This window comes from Undibacterium sp. JH2W, assembly GCF_049340425.1.
Taxonomy (GTDB): domain Bacteria; phylum Pseudomonadota; class Gammaproteobacteria; order Burkholderiales; family Burkholderiaceae_D; genus Undibacterium.
In genome coordinates, this window is the sequence record NZ_JBMPOT010000025.1 from 14,730 (window position 1) to 33,798 (window position 19,069).

Here is a 19,069-nt window from a genome sequence, read left to right on the forward strand (position 1 = left end):
AAGATTCATTTTATATGTATGTATTTGAAGATACAAAGAAAATACATGTTTAATGAAAAACCCTTGATGAAGATCAATTTTATGAGATTTATAAGGCCAGGTTTATAAACATCTATACTATATGCATCTTAACGAGCTAATGCGGAGTGCTCATGCCTCCCATTGCATGCACAGCACTTAGGAACCATGATGAGACTGACCGCATTTACCGACTACACCTTGCGCACCCTGATGTATCTGGCACAACATGAGGACAGGCTGGTGACCATACAGGAGATTGCCGAGTTGCACAGCATCTCGAAAAGCCACCTGACCAAGGTGGTACATCAACTGGGAATGTCGAATATGGTAGAAACCATACGTGGTCGCAACGGTGGTCTGAAACTGAATCTGCCGCCGGAAAAAATTAATATAGGTGATGTAGTACGCAACGCCGAATCTGATTTCGATATGGCCGAGTGCTTTGACCGTGACAGCAATACTTGCTCCTACTCAGGTGCCTGTATTTTAAAAGGCGTACTGAGCCGTGCTACAGATTCCTATCTATCGGTGCTTGATGCAGTGACACTGGCCGACCTGGTCGCGCAAAAAAACAGCATTGGCAAAATCCAGCTTTTTGCTGGCAAGAAAATAAAGCGGATATGACATACGCTCCTGCCATCAATCTGTTGTTATCAGGCACTCTGCATTGAAAAACCATGTCCTGCCGGTAAAAGTTTCCAGCTTCTTATTTCATATCAAGGATTTTTGAGAAATACACCAGTATTGTGAACAGCAAAGTAATTTCCCTGGTTTTCTGGCCTACACATACAAAAGGTGTTCAAATGAAAGACATTTTCAGAGGATTTTCCGCATCCCTGCTTGCACGCATCTTGTTCGTTTCGCTGTTCCTGACTGTGTCAGCACACGCGGCGGAGACTAAAGATAGTAAAAACAACAAAGGTGCTGGCGACTTTGGCCCTCCTCAGGGGCCAGTCATACACGCGGTACTGACCAGCCCACCATTTGTTCCCCCGCCAATAAAGCGCAACCATCCGGCAAAAGTCATAGTCGAGCTGGAAGTCGTGGAAAAGGAAATGGCTATCTCTGAAGGTGTGAAATACATGTTCTGGACCTTCGGCGGCACGGTACCAGGCAGCTTCATTCGTGTGCGCCAGGGTGATACGGTTGAATTCCACCTCAAGAATCACCCCAGCAGCAAAATGCCACACAATATTGACTTGCATGGCGTAACTGGCCCTGGTGGTGGTGCATCTTCCAGTTTCACAGCGCCTGGCCATGAATCACAATTCACTTTCAAGGCACTCAATGAAGGCATCTATGTTTATCACTGCGCAACCGCACCTGTGGGCATGCATGTTGCCAACGGTATGTATGGCCTGATCCTGGTTGAACCACCACAAGGCCTGCCACCCGTAGATCGTGAATACTATGTCATGCAAGGGGATTTCTACACAACCGGCAAATACCGTGAAAAAGGTTACCAGCCTTTCGACATGGAAAAAGCCATCGATGAAAAACCAACTTATGTCCTGTTCAATGGTGCAGAAGGCTCCATGACCGGCGACAAAGCCCTGACTGCCAAAACAGATGAAAAAATTCGCCTGTTCGTCGGTAATGGCGGCCCCAATCTGGTATCGAGCTTCCACGTGATTGGTGCCATCTTCGATAAGGTGCGTTTTGAAGGCGGCAGCAATTTCCAGAAAAATGTACAAACCACACTCATCCCGGCTGGCGGCGCAGCAGTGGTTGAATACCAGACCAAGGTACCAGGCAGCTACGTACTGGTCGATCACTCAATTTTCCGTGCATTCAATAAAGGCGCACTGGCTATCATGAAAGTCGATGGTGCCGAGAAGAAGGATATCTATTCAGGCAAGGAACTGGATTCAGTTTATCTGGGTGACCGTGCGCAAGCCAATCTGTCTGCGGTCAGCACAGCAGCCAAGGCAGCAGAGAGTGGCACGCTGACAGTGCAGGACCAGGTTAATGCAGGCGGACAATTGTTTGCGGGTACCTGCTCAGTCTGCCATCAGGCAAATGGCGCGGGCTTGCCAGGCGTATTCCCGCCATTGGCGCAGTCTGACTACCTCAATGCTGACCCACAAAGATCGATAGGTGTACTGTTGCGTGGTTTAAGTGGCAAAGTCAGCGTCAATGGAAAAGATTTTGAGTCCGTCATGCCAGCCATGAACCAGTTGAATGATGATGAAGTCGCCAATATCCTGACTTATGTACTGAATAGTTGGGGCAACAAGGGCGGACGCATACTGGCCAGTGAAGTCAAGGCTGAGCGTGCCATGGCTGTGCCTGCCAAAGCTGCAGCGCATTAAATCTCATCAACTAAACGATCCATCGGTCAATAGATCAACATATGGCGAACTGTAACAGGCGTGGCAGCAAATCAAAGTTAGGGCAGGCTTTGCTGGGAGCAGTCTTCTTGCTGACTCCAGCGATCATCTGTGCCGCTGAATATATTGCCATTCCGGGCAAGCAGTTCGCCAGTGTATTGTCTGGCCCAGATGTAAAGGACATGGCCAGGGTCCCATCCTTTTCCATGCGCACCAGCCCGGTAACAACGGGTGAATACCAGCAATTCCTACGCACACATCCTGAATGGCAGCGGGATCAGATCGCCTCTATCTTTGCAGATGCCAGCTATTTACATGCCTGGACCTCAACAAGCGATGTGGGTAATGAAACAAAATCAACGCAGGCAGTCACCAGCGTCAGCTGGCATGCAGCCCAGGCTTATTGCGAATCGGAAGATGCACGCTTGCCCAGTTGGTATGAGTGGGAGCTCGTGGCAGCCGCAGATGAGCAACATGCCGATGCCCGCAGTGACCCGGCCTGGCGAGCACACATACTCTCTTGGTATTCAGAATCACCAGCCCAGTCGTCAGCCAACATGAGCCATGCGCCAAATTATTATGGTGTCAGGGATATGCATGGCCTGATATGGGAATGGGTCAGTGACTTTAATGCCCTGCTGATCAGCGCAGACAGCCGTACCCAGGGTGATCCGGACAAACTGCAATTCTGCGGTGCAGGTGCCATAAGCCTGCAAAACAAGGAAAACTACGCGATCCTGATGCGGGTAGCCCTGCTGTCATCGCTGACCGGCGCAAGCACGACCGACAATCTGGGTTTCCGCTGCGCGCGTGACCTCAAGGAAGAAAAAAAATGAAATTAACTTTGAACACATGGAAGGCCATTGCGGCCTCTTTTCTAATGCTTGCACTGCATGCACATGCAGGTAGCAGCGAAGCAGTAGCAACAACAAAAGTACAGCCAAAAATACAGCCAATACCAGGTGACTCTGTTTACCGCTTGACTATCGACCTGGAAAATCAGCAAGCCCAAAATTTTAAACTGGCAGACCAGGCCGGTAATATCGTCATCACCAGCATGTTCTACAACTCGTGTGAATATGTTTGCCCCATGCTGATAGACACCATACGGATGCTGGAGAAAAAGCTGGATGAAAAAGAAAAATCCCATCTATCTGTCCTGTTGGTGACACTCGATCCGGCCAGGGACAAGGTCGCCACTTTGCAATCCATCGCCAAAGCCAGGGAACTGGATGCCCAGCACTGGGTACTCGCACGCACCAGTGAAAAATCTGTAAGACAACTGGCTGCGGTATTAAATATTCAATACCGGCAAATGGACACCGGTGAATTCAACCATACCAGCGCCCTCATTTTGCTGGATAAAAATGGTCGCATACTCGCCCGTAGCGGCACGCTGGGATCGGTTGATGATGAATTCTTGCAGAAGGTAAAACTCGCACTCAAAGGCCTGGATGCGAGCACTGCTGCTCCCGCACATTAAATGAATTGGATTGAGCAGGTACAAATCTACAATTGAGATAAAGGAAAAAAGCCGGGCCACCAACAGGCGCCAGGTACCCGGCTTTTAAATTAACAGTCTTGCAGATCAGCCACGTACCTGATCATCCGTTTTTTCCTTGTGAATTTTCTTGGACTGATGGTTTTCAGCATGCTGGATGTTACGCTGTTCAGCTGCGCCGACATGACCATTTCTGGCCGCAACAGCTTCTTTGTGATCAACGCTTGCCTGGCCTTTTTCCAGCTTTGCCACTTCATGATTGGTCAGCTCACCAGACTTGACGCCATTTTCGACACGTTGTTGCTGGTTCACGTTTCTTTGTACATCAGCCTGCATGCGTTTGCTGGATACTGAGTTGGGATTACCGACCTGGGCATCATGCTTCTCCGCATAAATATCAGCGCTGGCCTTGTCCTGCATTCTCGCCAATTTGTTTTTCTCTTGCTGGTTCAGCTTGCCATCTTTCAAGGCCTTGTGTTCTTCATGCGCTATTGCTGCCTGCTCTCGCTCCAGTTTACCGGCTTCCTTAGTCGTCAGCTGCCCGGTTTTCAAGCCGTCTTCTATACGTGTTTGCTGGCTCACATTACGCTGCACGTCGCTACTGACGCCTTGCGCGAATACGGAACCTGTCAGCAAACCAGCCAATAACAAGGGGATAAATTTTGTTTTCATGATGCAATCCTTATGTGGTGTTAAGTTACTTGTGCTAGTCACATGCTTATAACGACTCATCAGAAAGTGCCGATGACAGCAAAGCTGTAAGAGAGCGTAACAAGCGTAAGTAGCGAAATGTAACATTCCCGAGAATTGCAAACAAAAAAACGGGCCAGTCTTGAGACCGGCCCGCGTTTTACTTCTTTTACCTGACTGCCTCTGGACTTACTTGCTGGCCAGAGCCTCAGGCTTGCTCCAACCGCCACCAACTGCCTTGTAGATGCTGACCACAGCAGACAATTGCGCACGCTTGCTGTCTATAAGACTGGCTTGTGCCTGGAACAGATCACGTTGTGCATTCAAGACTTCCAGATAGCTGCTATAGCCATTCTTGTAGCGCAAATCGGCCAGACGCAAGGAATCTTTCAAGGCAGTGACCCTGCGCTCGGAAGCTGCATTGACCTGCTCATTGGCAGCCGTATTGTTCAAGGCATCGTGCACATCGCGGAAAGCACCCTGCACTGCCTGCACATATTGTGCCAGCGCCTGGTTCTTGCGCGCTTCAGCCCCTTGCACTACCGCGCCAATTGCACCAGCACGGAAAACTGGTTGCGCCAGACTACTGCCCAGGCTCCACAACAGTGAAGCCGGGTTCAGCAAGTCCTGGAATACACGGGATTCATAACCAGCCGTCGTCGTCAATTTGACGCTAGGGAAATATTGCGACTTGGCCTGGCCGATATCGGCATTGGCAGCGACCAGTGCCTGCTCTGCCGACAAGATATCCGGGCGGCGGTTCAGCAAATCTGACGGTAAGTCTGCTGGCATGACCAGTTGCTGATGCAGGTTGTCTATCTCGTTACCACGGGCAATCACAGGCTGTGCGATGGCGCTGGCAGAACGGCCCAGCAAGACTGCCAGTGTGGATTCTATGTTTGACAAGGCTTGCTTGGCTTGAGCATAACTGATGTCCGATGCGGCCGCTTCAGATTCAGCTACATGCAAATCAAGTTCGCTGGTTGCACCTGCCTTGAAACGGCGCTGTTGCAAACGCAGGTTTTCCTGGCGGGTTTTCAGGGTCGAATCAGCCAGGGCCAGTTGTGCATCTGCTGCGCGCATGGCGAAATAAGTCTGCGCCACATTCGCATACAGGCTGCTCTGCACCAGACCACGGCTGGCTTCCTGCGCCAGCAGACGGGCGCGGGCTGCTTCATCCGCACGCGCCAGCTTGCCCCAGAAATCGACTTCATAGGAAGCTGTCAGGCTCAGTTGAAAGTCTTTGCTGTACGGGCTGACACCGGTACCCAGCTTGCCTGCATTTTCACTGGTGCGGGTACGGGTTGCGCCCAAGTTAGCGTCAACACTGGGATAACGGTTCGAATTGGCACCTACAGCAACGGCACGCGCTTCTTCTATGCGGGCAGCAGCCAGGACCAGGTCCTGATTATTTTTTGCTGCTTCATCCAGCAAACCATCCAGCACCGGGTCTTGAAAACTTTTCCACCAGGCAGCATAGTCAACCGCGACCTGCTTGTTTTGTGTCGCGACAACGCCCAGGCTGACGGGTGTTTCCAGCGCAGGGCGCTGGTAATCAGGCCCCACCGAAGCGCAGCCTGCCAGCACCATGCTGGCGACCAGCGTTGTTAATATAAATTTTGTTCCAGACATTATTTTTCCTTCACATCTGTATGAGCTGCATTGTTCAAGACGTGGACAGGGTGCTCAAAATCTTGCTCTGTGGTTTTCAAGCGTTTGTCATTGATCAGCTTGAAGAACAAAGGCACGAAGAAGATCGCCAGGAAAGTCGCTGCCAGCATACCGCCCAATACACCCGTACCCAGGGATTGACGTGCCGCAGCACCTGCACCGTGCGAGAAAGCCAGTGGCACCACACCGAGGATAAAGGCCAGCGATGTCATCAGAATAGGACGGAAACGCAAGCGTGCTGCTTCCAGCGCCGCAGCCACTGGCGCATAACCTTCATGCACTTTCATGACCGCAAATTCCACAATCAGAATCGCATTCTTCGCCGACAGCCCCAACAACGTCACCAGACCGATCTGGAAGTAGACGTCATTATTGAAGTGACGCAGATACACCGCCAGCAAGGCACCAAAAATACCAAAAGGCATAGCCAGCAAGACCGAGAATGGCAAAGACCATTTTTCATACTGGGCAGCCAGGATCAGGAAAATCATCAAGACACCAGCACCCAGGGCCAGACCAGCCGCGTTGCTGCTGCGTTTTTCCTGGAAGGATGCACCACCCCAGTCATACACTACATCAGCAGGCAAGACTTTTTTGGCGGCTCTTTCCATCGCTGCAATTGCCTGACCAGAACTGAAACCTGGCTTGGCATCACCCAGCAATTTGATCGAAGGCAGAGCATTGAAACGCTGTACAGAATCAGGACCAGTAATGAACTTGATGGTCGTGAAAGCACGCACAGGTATCATCTGCCCCGTGGCAGAACGCACATACATGCTGCCTATGTCTTCTGGCTTGGCGCGATACTGGCCTTCGGCCTGCAACTGCACAGTATAGATACGACCGTTCTTGTTGAAGTCATTGACATAGTAACTACCCATGGTCGCTGCCAAGGTGTTATAGACATCGGACAAGGCCACACCCATGGAACGTGCTTTTTCATTATCCACATCAACAAACAATTGTGGGGAGTTAGCTTGCCACAAGGTTTTAACACCAGCCAATTCTGGCTGCTTGTTGGCTTCAGCAATCAGCAAAGGCAAGAGCTGCGCCAGACGCTTGACGCCACCTTCACCGGCATTTTGCAGATAGAACTCAAAGCCACCGGTCTGACCCAGGCCCTGAATCGCAGGAGGAGCAAAGAACAAAGGCAAGCCTTCTTTGATACGGCCAGTTTTCATATAGCTTTCACCCACCAGTTGCTGTGCAGACTGGTGACGTTCTTCCCAAGGCTTCAGCGGGAAGAACATGGTTGCAGCAGAAGATTTCAAACCGCCACCACCCAGGAAATCCAGACCAACCAGGGCAAAGGTAGTATCGATATTCTTGTTGGTTTTCATGATGGATTCAACTTCACGCACCATCGCATCAGTACGATCCAGCGAAGCACCATCAGGCATGATGGCTGCACCAATGAAATAACCCTGATCTTCATCCGGCACCAAACCACCAGGCACGTTTTTCCACAACAAGCCAGTCAGGGCAACCATGCCCAATACTAGTGCCACACCCAATACTGCACGCTTCATGAAGAAGGTCACGCCATTGGTATAACGCTTGGTCAAACGCAGGAAAGCCGCATTAAACCAGGTAAAGAAACGGTTATGATTTTCTGAACCCGGTTTGAGCAGGATCGCACACAAGGCTGGTGTCAAAGTCAAAGCAACGATACCGGACAAGACCACAGCGATAGAAATCGTCACCGAGAACTGGCGATACAATTCACCCGCCAGGCCACCCAGGAAAGCGATAGGACCAAAGGCAGCAACCAGCACCAGCACAATCGCGATAACCGGACCTGTTACTTCATGCATGGCTTCAATCGCTGCATCTTTTGGTGACATGCCTTCTTCATTCATCAGACGCTCAACGTTTTCGAGCACCACGATGGCATCATCCACCACGATACCGATCGCCAACACCATACCGAACAAGGTCAGGGTATTGATACTGTAGCCCAGCAAATGCAGACCCGCCATGGTACCGATCAAGGATACCGGCACTGCCAGTGTAGGGATGATGGTTGCGCGCCAGCTTTGCAGGAACAAATACACCACGATGAATACCAGTACCATCGCCTCTGCCAGGGTTTTCAATACCTCAGCAATCGACTCGGTGACGAAAGGTGTGGTGTCATACGGTGTGGCATATTCCATGCCTTCCGGGAACTTGGCTTTCAAGTCTTTCAGGGTCTGTTCCACTGCCTTGCGGGTTTCCAGCGCATTCGCGCCGGTTTGCAAGAACACACCGATGTTGGCTGAAGGGTGACCATTGACGCGGCCATACAGGTTGTAATCCTTGGAACCCAGCTCTACCCGTGCCACATCACTGATACGGACGGCAGAGCCACCTTTGGCAGACTTGATGATGATATTGGCAAACTCAGACGGTTCCAGCAAGCGGCCCTTGGCCGTCACTGTCATCGTCAATTCTTCGGTGTTGTTTGGTGGCGCACCTACTTTACCTGCAGCGTACTGGGCATTTTGCTCGGTCACTGCATTGGAGATATCGGCAACCGTCACGCCCAATTGCGCCATGCGGTCAGGACGCATCCAGATACGCATTGCATAATCTTTGGCACCAAAAATCTGTACGTTGGTTGTACCTGGCACGCGTTTCAATGCATCCAGCACATTCTGGGTGGCATAGTTGGACAGGAACAAGGCATCGTAACGATTGTCTGGCGAAAACAAGGCCGCAACCACAAGGAAGTTGGACGAGCTCTTGGACACAGTCACACCCTGACGCCTTACCTCTTGCGGCAATTTGGCATCAGCCTGGCGCACACGGTTATTGACGTTAACTGCTGCAATATCCAGATTGGTGCCTACTTCAAAAGTCACGTTGATGGAAACGCGACCATCGGCAGACGAGACCGAATCCATATACAGCATATGCTCAACACCATTGATTTGTTCTTCAATAGGTGCGGCCACTGTGCGTTCTATCACCTCGGCAGATGCGCCTGGATAAAAAGCAGTCACGTTCACTACCGGCGGAGAGATCTCCGGGTAGCGCGAAATCGGCAGGACGCGCAATGCGGCCAGACCGGCCAGCACGATGATCAGCGACAAGACAGTCGCGAAGATCGGCCGGTTAATAAAGAATTTTGAGAACATGAATTATTCCTTGTAGCCTTTAGCTTTGTTATGCAGCAAATTTTCAGCTTGATACTTTGGCTTAAATATAGGGCTTAGTGTTTTGCTTCGGCGCTGGCCGAGCTTGCCGCGCTGGCCGCACTTGCTGCTGGTGCAGATGCACTGGATGCTGCTGCTTTGCCTTCTGCGCCATGAGCACCGCCCGGTGCACCCGCTGGCGCTGGCACAGCAGCAGCCTTGGCGGTAATCGCTATTGGCGTGACCGTCATGCCTGGATCATGCGCCTTGATGAAACCATCCACCAATACACGGTCACCACCTTGCAAACCCTTGGTCACTATCCATTCGCCATGGGACCAGCCATCGAGCTCAATCGGCTTGGGTACCAGCTTGTTATCAGGCGACACCGTGAACACGATCTTGCCCATGGGGCTGTCTATCACAGCACGTTGCGGCACTGCAATGGCAGCACTACGGGTAGCGCCACTAAGTATCACACGCACGAACTGGCCAGGGCGCAAAGTACCGTCAGGATTAGGCACCTGGGCACGAGCATCAAAACCACCCGTGTTAGGGTTGATTTTTTCGCTGACAAAATTCATCTTGCCTGTAAGTGGAGACGTGCTGCCATCTGCCAGTTTCAACTGCACATCAAAAGCCAGGCTACCGTTATTGGATTTCTTGCCAGGCAGGGCAATCTTGCCTGCGCCTACATCCTTGCTCAGTTTCAGGTAATCCGCTTCTGGAACGCTGAAGTTGACATAGACAGGATCAGTCTGCACGATAGTCGTCAGCAGGCTATCAGCCGCAGTCACCAGGCTGCCGTTGGATTTGGCAGCAACACCGGTCACACCATCGATAGGTGCCACTACGCGGGTGTAACCAAGATTCAACTTGGCTTCATTGACCTGGGCCTGCACTTGCTTGTAGCTGGCTTCTGCTGTTTCCAGCCCGGATTTGGCATCGTCAAATTCTTTCTGGCTGATAGCTTTTTCTGCGACCAGCGGTGTCAGGCGGGCAAATTCGCGCTTGGCCTGGTTCAGCTTGGCTTCGGCCACGCCAGCAGCAGCTTCGGCAGATGCCAGTTGCGTGCGGTAGGCGCCCTGGTCAATCTGGAACAAGACCGTGCCAGCCTTGACGCGAGAACCCTCTTCATACAAGCGGTTTTCCAGAATACCGGCAACGCGCGCACGCACTTCAGTTTCGCGTGAGCCTGCGGTTTGCGCCGCATATTCAAAATCCATACCCAGGTTGCGTGGCTGTACGGTCACGACATTCACTTCTGGTGGCGGCATCTTGCCCGGGCCCGCCGCATTGGCAGCCCCTTTATCGCCGCAGGCGGCCAGCACCAGCAAAGGCAGGCTGATGGCAGCAATGCGCAAGGCAGGCAGAGCCTGCGTCATCTGGCTGGTGATGGAAGATAGCTTAAATACATTTGTTATTGGTTTTGCAGGGGAGCGCATAGGAGATTCTTTCTTCTAAAAGGAAAGGCGGTATGCTATTATATACATTCACGAATGTTTGTAAATAAGGTTTTTATACAGCCCTATCGTATTACAGGGATTTTGGGTGAGATCCAGATACTTATCAGCCCATGAAAACCACCACTATTTGAGTGCAACAGAGGTGATTCTTCACTAGCCTTATTTGCAAGAATTTTTATGCAAGAATTTTTATGCAAGAATTTTTATAAGACTTTTACAAGACTCTTCGTGAGCCAGTTTTTAATTAACAGGATGGCCGCTGCAATCAGTGTCACGAATGACTGGCGCGGCATTTAAATGCTTTATAAAGCAGCCCAATGAAAGCTTCATGACATCCCGATCTCGTGGGTAGATGAGGGCTAGCAAGATAGGCAAGTAAACAAGTATAAAGCAGACAAGAAATTCCTGCTGCGAGGCAACAAATTTGATCTACAACAGCTCGTTTTTTAAAAAATAGAGCAGTATCAATGCGTAACAATGCAGGTTTAAAAAACTTAAAAACGGTATAAACCGAAATACAAGTCTTACTCATGCAGAGTGATTAGTAGCAAACCTCGGCTTTAGACCGGGTTCACTCTGCAACGTTCACTTACAATACGAAGAGACAGCAAAAAATTTGTACGCAGCAACAAGCTTGCTACGTGCACGAAGGAAACAGAATGGTCAGAAAGACGAAAGAAGAAGCGCAGGAAACCTATAATACCCTGCTCGATGCGGCTGAAAAAGTATTCGCCGCAAAAGGTGTCACCAGTACCACACTCAATGAAGTTGCGACGGCGGCTGGCATGACGCGTGGCGCAATTTACTGGCACTTCAAGGACAAGAGTGCCCTCTTTCAAGCCATGTGTGACCGCGCCTTCCTGCCCATGGAAGCCTTGCTCAATGAGATTGTTTCCACACCACATATAGATCCGCTGGCGGGCATCAAACAATTAAACGTACACTTCCTCAAACTCGTTACTGGCAATGAGAGACAGCGCAATGTCTTCGACATCATCTTTCACCGCTGTGAAAAATCCAACGAGTTGATTTTTTTCCGCGCTGAAAGCGAGAAGCGCAATGAATGCCTGGCCAAAGTCCAGGCACTGATACAGCAAGCAGTTGACCAGGGCAGCCTGCCTGCCAATACCGACACCTGGATAGCCATGCAAGCCATCCATGCCTATGTCATAGGCATAGTCCATGAATGGCTGGAAGACACCTCAGCCTATTGCCTGATCCAGCATGCAGAAGACATGGTGGACATGTTCATTGCCGGCATGGTGGCGCGCCCGCCACTCAAAAAATCAAAGTCACCACAACAAGAGTGCAGCCTGCACATGGCAGAGCAGCATGACTAGACCGGCAGCTTCCAGTCGAAGCGCACCGCCATCATGCGCAACACGAAGCATATGCCCACGCCAAAACCCAGTGCAGCCACTTCACTGACCTGCAGCCAGTTCAGGATCAGGTAAATCCAGCAACCGACAAAGGCGCAAGTCGCATATAAGTGACTGCGCCTGAATACCAGCGGTATTTCATTACAGATAATATCGCGCAAAACCCCGCCAAATATGCCGGTGATGACCCCCATCATGGCACAGACAAACATGGGCATCTCAGCCTCCTGCGCCAGTGAAGCCCCTGTCACGCTGAACAAACCCAGCCCCAGGGCATCAGCCAGGACAATCGCATTTTCTGTCCAGGCATTGCGCAAATGCCGTAAAAACGGAATGGCGATGATGGACATGGCAAAAATAATAATAGGATATTCCTGATTCTCTACCCAGAACAGCGGCCTGCGGTCCAACAACAAATCACGCAGAGTGCCACCACCAAAGGCCGTGATAAACGCCACAGTGAACACTCCCACCACATCCATACGCTTGCGCCGCGCCTCAATAAACCCTGAACTGGCAAATGCCAGTATCCCGGCGACTTCAATGGTATGCAGCATCGAACTCATACCTAGATAGCTCGTCGTCATGTTTCTCCTTCAGGATTTGGTGCAAAAATGGGAATTTTATCAAGTTAGGCAAGGTTTTAGGGTTGATGTTTGTGCGTGTGAAAATCAAGACCTCTCACCACAGAGACACAGAGACACAGAGAAAAACAAGAAAAACAAGAAAAACCAAGAAAAACCAAGAAAAACCAAGAAAAACCACCAAAGGCCAAGAAGTATATGCAAGAAAACAACCTTAAATTCGTCGCTCCTGCGCAGGCAGGAGCCCAGCGGCGTTCGTAGCAAACTAAAATAGCTCATAAAAGCATGTATCAAACACAATATTTCTGAGGGCAGCACCCAAACCGCCCCCTAAATCACGGCATTTAAACAGTGTTACCCTATCACCACGACGACACCCCATCGCAAAAACCCCAATTTTCATTGTATAATCATCGGCTTGGCATTTTGGGCGTCCAAAATCCAGACAATTATTTAACCTTTGGCAAGTGATAATGCAATCGGGTCAAGAAGCAAGACGACCGACGAAGTGCTTATTGGCTACCTACACTATTTTCGAGGCAAGCATGAGAGATGGCATCCACCCAAATTATCGCGAAGTTCTGTTCCACGACGTTTCTTGCGATTTCAAATTCATCACACGTTCAACTATCAACACCAAAGACAAAGGTGAGTTTGAAGGTAAAGAATACCCACTGGTAAAGATCGAGGTTTCTGCAGAATCTCATCCTTTCTACACTGGCAAACACAAAATCGTGGATACAGCCGGTCGCGTTGAAAAATTCCGCCAAAAGTTCGGCAAAGTCGGTTCCAAGACTTCTGTCGCCAACTAATCGGCCAGGGAAACACAGACCCGTCTCAAGTAGCACAGTCTCATGCGTTAGCAAGCTTATCCTTGCTAATACAAAATTGCAGAGTATGCAAGACCGTCTGTGGTTCCCAAGAGTTTTTAGCAAAAAAGGCAGCTCAGGCTGCCTTTTTTGCTAAAGCTTTATCCTACAATAAGCATCCTTTCCCTCCACCATCCAGATATGAAGCCAGTCCGACTTCCTGCTGCTGCAACAGTTGCGCTACCGCGCTGGGGAATCATCGCCCTCTGTCTCCTGTATATCCTGCCTGGCCTGATAGGTCGAGACCCATGGAAAGGCGACGACGCCGCCGGTTTTGGTATCATGTGGACCATGGCGCATGGCAACCTGGCTGACTGGCTATGGCCGCACATCGTCGGCCTGCCCATGCCAGAAGAAGGCCCGCTGGCATTCTGGTTCGGTGCCATATGCATTAAATTATTTGGCTGGTTAGTCGGTGAGCCCATGGCCGCTCGCCTGAGTACTGGCTTTTGCTTCTTGCTGGGTTCACTCTCAGTCTGGTATGCCACTTACCTGCTCGGTCGCAGACCAGAAGCACAACCATTGAAACTGGCCTTTGGTGGCCAGCCCGAAGCACGCGACTTTGGCCGCACCCTGGCCGACGGTGCCCTGTTGATTTACCTGGGTTGCCTGGGCCTCTTATTGCGCAGCCATGAAACCAGCGCCGAAGCCCTGCAGATATCCCTGATCGCCAGCACCCTGTATTTATGCGTGCGCCTGCTGGATGAATCCAGCAAACTGACCGCCGCCAAAATAGGTGGCGTACTTGGCTTGCTGGTGCTGACACGCGGCTGGGTACTGCCCATCGCCCTGGGCGTCAGCCTGCTGGCAGTATGCGTTTATCGTCAGCAACGCCCGCAACTTAAAGCCTTGCTCAGCATCACCCTGCCTGTTGCCGTCATCGTTGCAGGCCTGTGGCTGCTCGCCATCAGTCTGGCACACCCGTATGACAGCTCACCCTATCAGGGCTGGATGCTGTGGAATTACCGCCAATTCAATTTCCCCAATGTGGATAGCATCAGCTACCTGTTCCGCTATGGCATCTGGTTTAGCTGGCCCGCCTGGCCATTTGCTGCCTGGGCCATCTTTGCCTGGCGCAAGCAAGAAAAAGCCATGCACATTTCCTTGCCAGTCAGCTTCCTGATCTGTTTTGGTGTGCTGGCCCTGGTTAACCACCAGTCAGAAGAAGCATTGCTCCTGCCTATACTGCCGCCTCTGGCCATACTCGCCGCATTTGGCTTGCCGACCATGAAACGCAGCGCCATCAATGCAGTGGACTGGTTCTCTGTGATCGTCTTCACTGCAGTAGCAGCATTTATCTGGCTGTACTGGCTGGCTGACCAGACTGGCTGGCCACCTGGCATGGCAAAAAGAGCCGCCAACCTGGTGCCGGGCTATCAGTCCAGTTTCAATATCTTTGTCTTTATCATCGCCCTGGCTGCGACAGTAGCCTGGTTCCGCCTGGTGTACTGGCGAATCTCCAGGCAGCCGGCCGTCTTGTGGCGCGCCGTGGTGTTGTCCAGTGGTGGTGTCATTTTATGCTGGCTCCTGGTGCAAAGCCTGGGCTTGCCGTGGATAGACCAAAAAGTCAGCTATGCCCCATTGTCCAAAGAACTCGCACAAAAAGTGCCGCCCAATATGGGCTGCATACAAGCCCACATAGGCCCATCCCAACGCGCGTCATTTGCTTATTTTGGCAAGCTGCAGTTTGCCGGTTTCTCTGATCATGATTGTCGGCTTTTGCTGGTACAAGACAGTAAAACATCCCTGCATGAAAGTGCCCTGCCAGCAGAATACAAACAAGAACAATGGACCGCCATCTGGTCTGGCCATCGCGCCGCCGACCATGATGAATTGTTTACCCTGTACCAGCGCAAGCAGCGATGAAGACAGAACACCCCAGCACGCTGCGCGGCAACATCAAACGCATCGCCTCACTCTCATGGCCCATGATGGTGGGCCAGATGGCAGTGGTGGGCAACGGGGTGATAGATACCGCCATGACTTCGCGCTTTTCGGCGACTGACCTGGCGGCACTCTCCATCGGTATCTCGATTTACGTCAGCATCTTCGTTGGCCTCAACGGTATTTTGCAAGCCATCTCCCCCGTCGTCGGCCAATTGTTTGGCGCACGCAAATTCAAAAAGATAGGCGCAGAAATCAAGCAAGGCGTATGGCTGGGTGGCTTCCTCGCCTGCATAGGCTGCTTGATTTTATTATTCCCAAATAGCTTGCTCTCCATCGCCCAGGCTTCGCCCACCTTGAATGACAAGGCTGCGCAATATCTGCAAATACTGGCCATCGCCCTGCCCGCCACCCTGGGCTTCAGGATCTATGGCGCACTCAATAACGCGGTTGGCCGCCCCAAGATGGTCATGGCCATACAACTGGCTGCGCTGTCGCTTAAAATCCCGCTCAACACCCTGTTCATATTTGGTGGACTGGGCATACCCGCCATGGGCGGCCCCGGTTGCGCTGCTGCCACCGCCGTCAATGCCTGGCTCATGCTCATCACCGGCTGGCTCATGCTCAAGCACGTCAAATATTATGAATTGTTTGCCCTGTTTGGCACAGGCTTCGTCAAGCCCAACTGGAAAGCCCTGCGCAGCCTGCTGCACCTGGGCATACCCATGGGCCTGAGCTACCTCATCGAAGTCACCGCATTCGCCTTCATGGCCCTGTTCATCGCACGCCTGGGTGAAGTGGCCGTATCCGGCCACCAGCTCACCGCCAACTTTGGCACCATCCTGTACATGCTGCCGCTGTCGATTGCCAGCGCCACCGGCACCCTGGTCGCGCAAGCCATAGGTGCCAAACAAATGCAGGCCGCCCGCGTCACCGGCAATGCAGGCATCATCCTGGCCGCCATGCTGGCAGTGCCTATAGGCATCACCATCTGGTTCGCCCGCGACCTGATTTTGCATGCCTACACATCCAACCCCATCATCATCGCGGCAGCCTTCCCGCTGTTCACCTTTATTTCGGTGTACCAGATTTTTGATGCGATACAAGTCACCACCGCCTTCATCCTGCGCGCCTATAAAATCGCCATCGTCCCCACCATCCTCTACGCCTTTGCCCTATGGGGCTGCGGCCTGGGCGGCGGCTTCATCCTGGGCCTCGACCCGTACAACATCAGCCCCGCCTTCCTGCACGGCGCAGCAGGCTTCTGGATGGCCAACAGCACCAGCCTCGCCATCGTCGCCTTCAGCCTGTGGTACTACTTGCGCATCGTCCAGAAACGCTTCCCTACCCCCGCCATGTGGCGCAGGAACGTAAATTTTGAACAGACAGACCGCACCCCATGAATGACAAACACAGCAAAAGTGGCAAGCCACTTGCAAAATCCTGACGGCTCTGTCATAATTTTGTTCTGCGTTGCCGAGATGGCGGAATAGGTAGACGCACGGGACTCAAAATCCCGCGCCGCAAGGCGTGCCGGTTCGATTCCGGCTCTCGGCACCAAAAGCATTTGCAAGGCTCTCCATGTGAGAGCCTTTTTGCTTTTCTGCGTCCAGTTTTCTCGCTAGCTTACGTTCGCACGACGCAATGCCTCCATTTTTCAAAACTGTACATCGACAAAATAAAATCATGCATTCAATTGCGCTGCAATCAATCCAGCACTCATAATTGTGCTCTAATAAGACGTACAAAAATAGCAAACCTGCCTATTGATTACGGCAAGTTGCAACACCTGATAAAGAGCCAGCAAAACCATGACCAGTCAAGAAGAACAAGAATTTCTCAATAATCTAGAAAAAAAGCTCTGGACCAGTGCCAATAAACTGCTACCGTCGCTCGATGCTTCGCAATACAAGCATGTCATGCTGGGCCTGGTGTTTTTAAAATATGTGTCCGACGCCTTCGACATACGCCGTGACGAACTGATCACGCAATTCAAAAATCCTGATGACGACTACTTTTTAGACCCAGCAGATTTTGAAGGCGGTGCAGACGGGCAAGCCTACCATGAAGAAATAGAGTCAGAACTGGAAGGCCGCGATTACTACATAGAAACCAATGTGTTCTGGGTGCCGCCTGTCGCCCGCTGGCAGTTTTTACGAGACAATAATAAAAGCGCCATAGGCGGCGCGACCATACCTGTCACGATCAAGGGCGAGCAAAAAAAAGTCAAAATCAGCTCAGTCGGCCACTTGATCGACTATGCGTTGGAAGCGATAGAGGCAGAGAACAGCAAGCTTAAGGGCGTACTCAACAAACGCTATACCCAGTTGCAGATAGACCAGTCCAAGCTCGGTGAATTGATAGACCTGATCTCTACCATCCCTTTTCACCATGCCTCAATGTCCAGCAAAGACATACTCGGTCATGTGTATGAGTATTTCCTGGGTCAGTTCGCCCTGGCGGAGGGTAAAAAGGGCGGCCAATTCTACACTCCCAAATCCATCGTCAGCCTCATCGTGCAAATGATGGAACCCTACAAAGGCCGCGTGTATGACCCGGCCATGGGGTCTGGTGGCTTCTTTGTACAATCAGAACATTTCATCACCGCGCACAAGGGCAAGATAGGTGATGTCTCTATCTACGGGCAAGAAGCCAACCACACCACCTGGCAACTGGCCGCCATGAACATGGCCATACGCGGCATCGACTTTAATTTTGGCAAAGAGCCCGCCAGCACCTACACCAACGACCAGCACCCCGATTTACGCGCCGACTTCGTCATGGCCAACCCACCCTTCAACATGAAAGAATGGGACACCGGCGTCAGCGACAACGACCCACGCTGGGTCTATGGCAACCCACCGTCCGGCAATGCCAACTTTGCCTGGTTGCAGCATATGTTGTATCACTTAGCCCCCAATGGCACCATGGGCTTGTTGCTGGCGAACGGCTCCATGAGTTCCAACACCAGCGGCGAAGGCGACATACGCCAAGCCCTGATTGACCATGACCTGGTCGAATGCATGGTCGCCCTGCCCGGCCAGTTATTCACCAACACCCAAATCCCCGCCTGCATCTGGTTTTTAAGCAAAAACAAACTGGCCCGCACCGCCGCCAGTGGCAGAAAACTGCGCAAGCGCAGCCATGAAATACTCTTCATCGACGCCCGCAACCTGGGGTATATGAAAGACCGCGTCTTGCGCGACTTTACACAGACAGACATCGACAGAGTCGCCGACACCTACCACGCCTGGCAAACCGGCAAAGCCTATGACAATGTGGCAGGTTTTTGCTACGCCGCCAGCCTGGCAGAGGTAAAAAAGCATGACTATGTACTGACACCGGGCCGCTACGTCGGCGCAGCAGAAGTGGCTGACGACGGCGAAGCTTTCGCCGACAAAATGGCAAGACTGACGGCGCAGTTGAAAACGCAGTTTGCAGAGTCTGAACGGCTGGAAGCGGAGATTAAGAAGAATTTGGCGGGCTTGGGTTATGAACTCTAATAAAAACACCCGTACCTTGGTTGCGAAGCAGGCAACTACGCAATGGTTGCTTTAT

Annotated in this window: 14 protein-coding genes and 1 tRNA gene; 10 read left to right on the plus strand and 5 right to left on the minus strand. The window is 51.6% G+C overall.

The window, feature by feature from the left end; genetic code table 11:
- Positions 1–189 precede the first annotated feature (189 nt).
- From ACO0LC_RS26275 to ACO0LC_RS26290, 4 genes are all read left to right on the plus strand, one after another.
- The gene (locus ACO0LC_RS26275) at positions 190–645 is read left to right on the plus strand and encodes an RrF2 family transcriptional regulator (protein ID WP_423008745.1); all 456 of its coding nucleotides are present in this window, start codon (positions 190–192) and stop codon (positions 643–645) included.
- Between the two features lie 179 nt (positions 646–824).
- Entirely contained in the window at positions 825–2,333 is a 1,509-nt protein-coding gene (nirK, locus tag ACO0LC_RS26280) for a copper-containing nitrite reductase (RefSeq protein ID WP_423008747.1), read from the plus strand.
- A 41-nt stretch (positions 2,334–2,374) separates the two neighbouring features.
- Positions 2,375–3,187 carry a formylglycine-generating enzyme family protein gene (locus ACO0LC_RS26285; RefSeq protein WP_423008749.1) on the plus strand — a complete coding sequence of 271 codons (813 nt, stop codon included), beginning with the start codon at positions 2,375–2,377 and terminating at the stop codon, positions 3,185–3,187.
- Positions 3,184–3,834, plus strand: a complete 651-nt coding sequence (locus ACO0LC_RS26290) for an SCO family protein (RefSeq protein ID WP_423008751.1) — start codon at positions 3,184–3,186, stop codon at positions 3,832–3,834. The genes ACO0LC_RS26285 and ACO0LC_RS26290 overlap by 4 nt, the downstream gene beginning before the upstream one ends.
- Positions 3,835–3,939: 105 nt before the next feature.
- Here ACO0LC_RS26290 and ACO0LC_RS26295 read toward each other — a convergent pair whose 3' ends face one another.
- From ACO0LC_RS26295 to ACO0LC_RS26310, 4 genes are all read right to left on the minus strand, one after another.
- Positions 3,940–4,524 (minus strand): hypothetical protein, encoded by a 585-nt coding sequence (locus tag ACO0LC_RS26295; protein WP_423008753.1) that lies wholly within the window; start codon positions 4,522–4,524, stop codon positions 3,940–3,942.
- Between the two features lie 207 nt (positions 4,525–4,731).
- On the minus strand, positions 4,732–6,174 hold the full coding sequence (locus ACO0LC_RS26300) for an efflux transporter outer membrane subunit (protein WP_423008755.1): 1,443 nt from the start codon (positions 6,172–6,174) through the stop codon (positions 4,732–4,734).
- The gene (locus ACO0LC_RS26305; protein WP_423008757.1) at positions 6,174–9,332 is read right to left on the minus strand and encodes an efflux RND transporter permease subunit; all 3,159 of its coding nucleotides are present in this window, start codon (positions 9,330–9,332) and stop codon (positions 6,174–6,176) included. Before ACO0LC_RS26305 ends, ACO0LC_RS26300 begins: the two co-directional genes overlap by 1 nt.
- 74 nt (positions 9,333–9,406) lie before the next feature.
- A complete protein-coding gene (locus tag ACO0LC_RS26310) occupies positions 9,407–10,774 on the minus strand; it encodes an efflux RND transporter periplasmic adaptor subunit (protein ID WP_423008759.1) in 1,368 nt (455 codons plus the stop codon).
- 680 nt (positions 10,775–11,454) lie between these two features.
- Here ACO0LC_RS26310 and ACO0LC_RS26315 point away from each other — a divergent pair.
- Positions 11,455–12,135 (plus strand): TetR family transcriptional regulator, encoded by a 681-nt coding sequence (locus tag ACO0LC_RS26315; protein ID WP_423008761.1) that lies wholly within the window; start codon positions 11,455–11,457, stop codon positions 12,133–12,135.
- Here ACO0LC_RS26315 and ACO0LC_RS26320 read toward each other — a convergent pair.
- The gene (locus tag ACO0LC_RS26320) at positions 12,132–12,761 is read right to left on the minus strand and encodes a trimeric intracellular cation channel family protein (protein WP_423008763.1); all 630 of its coding nucleotides are present in this window, start codon (positions 12,759–12,761) and stop codon (positions 12,132–12,134) included. The two genes, ACO0LC_RS26315 and ACO0LC_RS26320, sit on opposite strands and share 4 nt — an antisense overlap.
- A 542-nt stretch (positions 12,762–13,303) precedes the next feature.
- On the opposite strand from ACO0LC_RS26320, the gene ACO0LC_RS26325 reads away from it, so the two are divergent.
- From ACO0LC_RS26325 to ACO0LC_RS26345, 5 genes are all read left to right on the plus strand, one after another.
- Positions 13,304–13,570, plus strand: coding sequence for a type B 50S ribosomal protein L31 (locus tag ACO0LC_RS26325; RefSeq protein ID WP_186955279.1), 267 nt, complete (start codon positions 13,304–13,306; stop codon positions 13,568–13,570).
- Between the two features lie 198 nt (positions 13,571–13,768).
- Positions 13,769–15,493: an ArnT family glycosyltransferase gene (locus ACO0LC_RS26330; RefSeq protein WP_423008766.1), complete on the plus strand. Its 1,725-nt coding sequence runs from the start codon at positions 13,769–13,771 to the stop codon at positions 15,491–15,493.
- Entirely contained in the window at positions 15,490–16,914 is a 1,425-nt protein-coding gene (locus ACO0LC_RS26335) for an MATE family efflux transporter (protein WP_423008768.1), read from the plus strand. Before ACO0LC_RS26330 ends, ACO0LC_RS26335 begins: the two co-directional genes overlap by 4 nt.
- 72 nt (positions 16,915–16,986) lie before the next feature.
- Positions 16,987–17,071: transfer RNA gene (locus ACO0LC_RS26340), tRNA-Leu, on the plus strand.
- A gap of 251 nt (positions 17,072–17,322) precedes the next feature.
- Positions 17,323–19,014, plus strand: a complete 1,692-nt coding sequence (locus tag ACO0LC_RS26345) for a type I restriction-modification system subunit M (RefSeq protein ID WP_423008770.1) — start codon at positions 17,323–17,325, stop codon at positions 19,012–19,014.
- Positions 19,015–19,069: the final 55 nt, after the last annotated feature.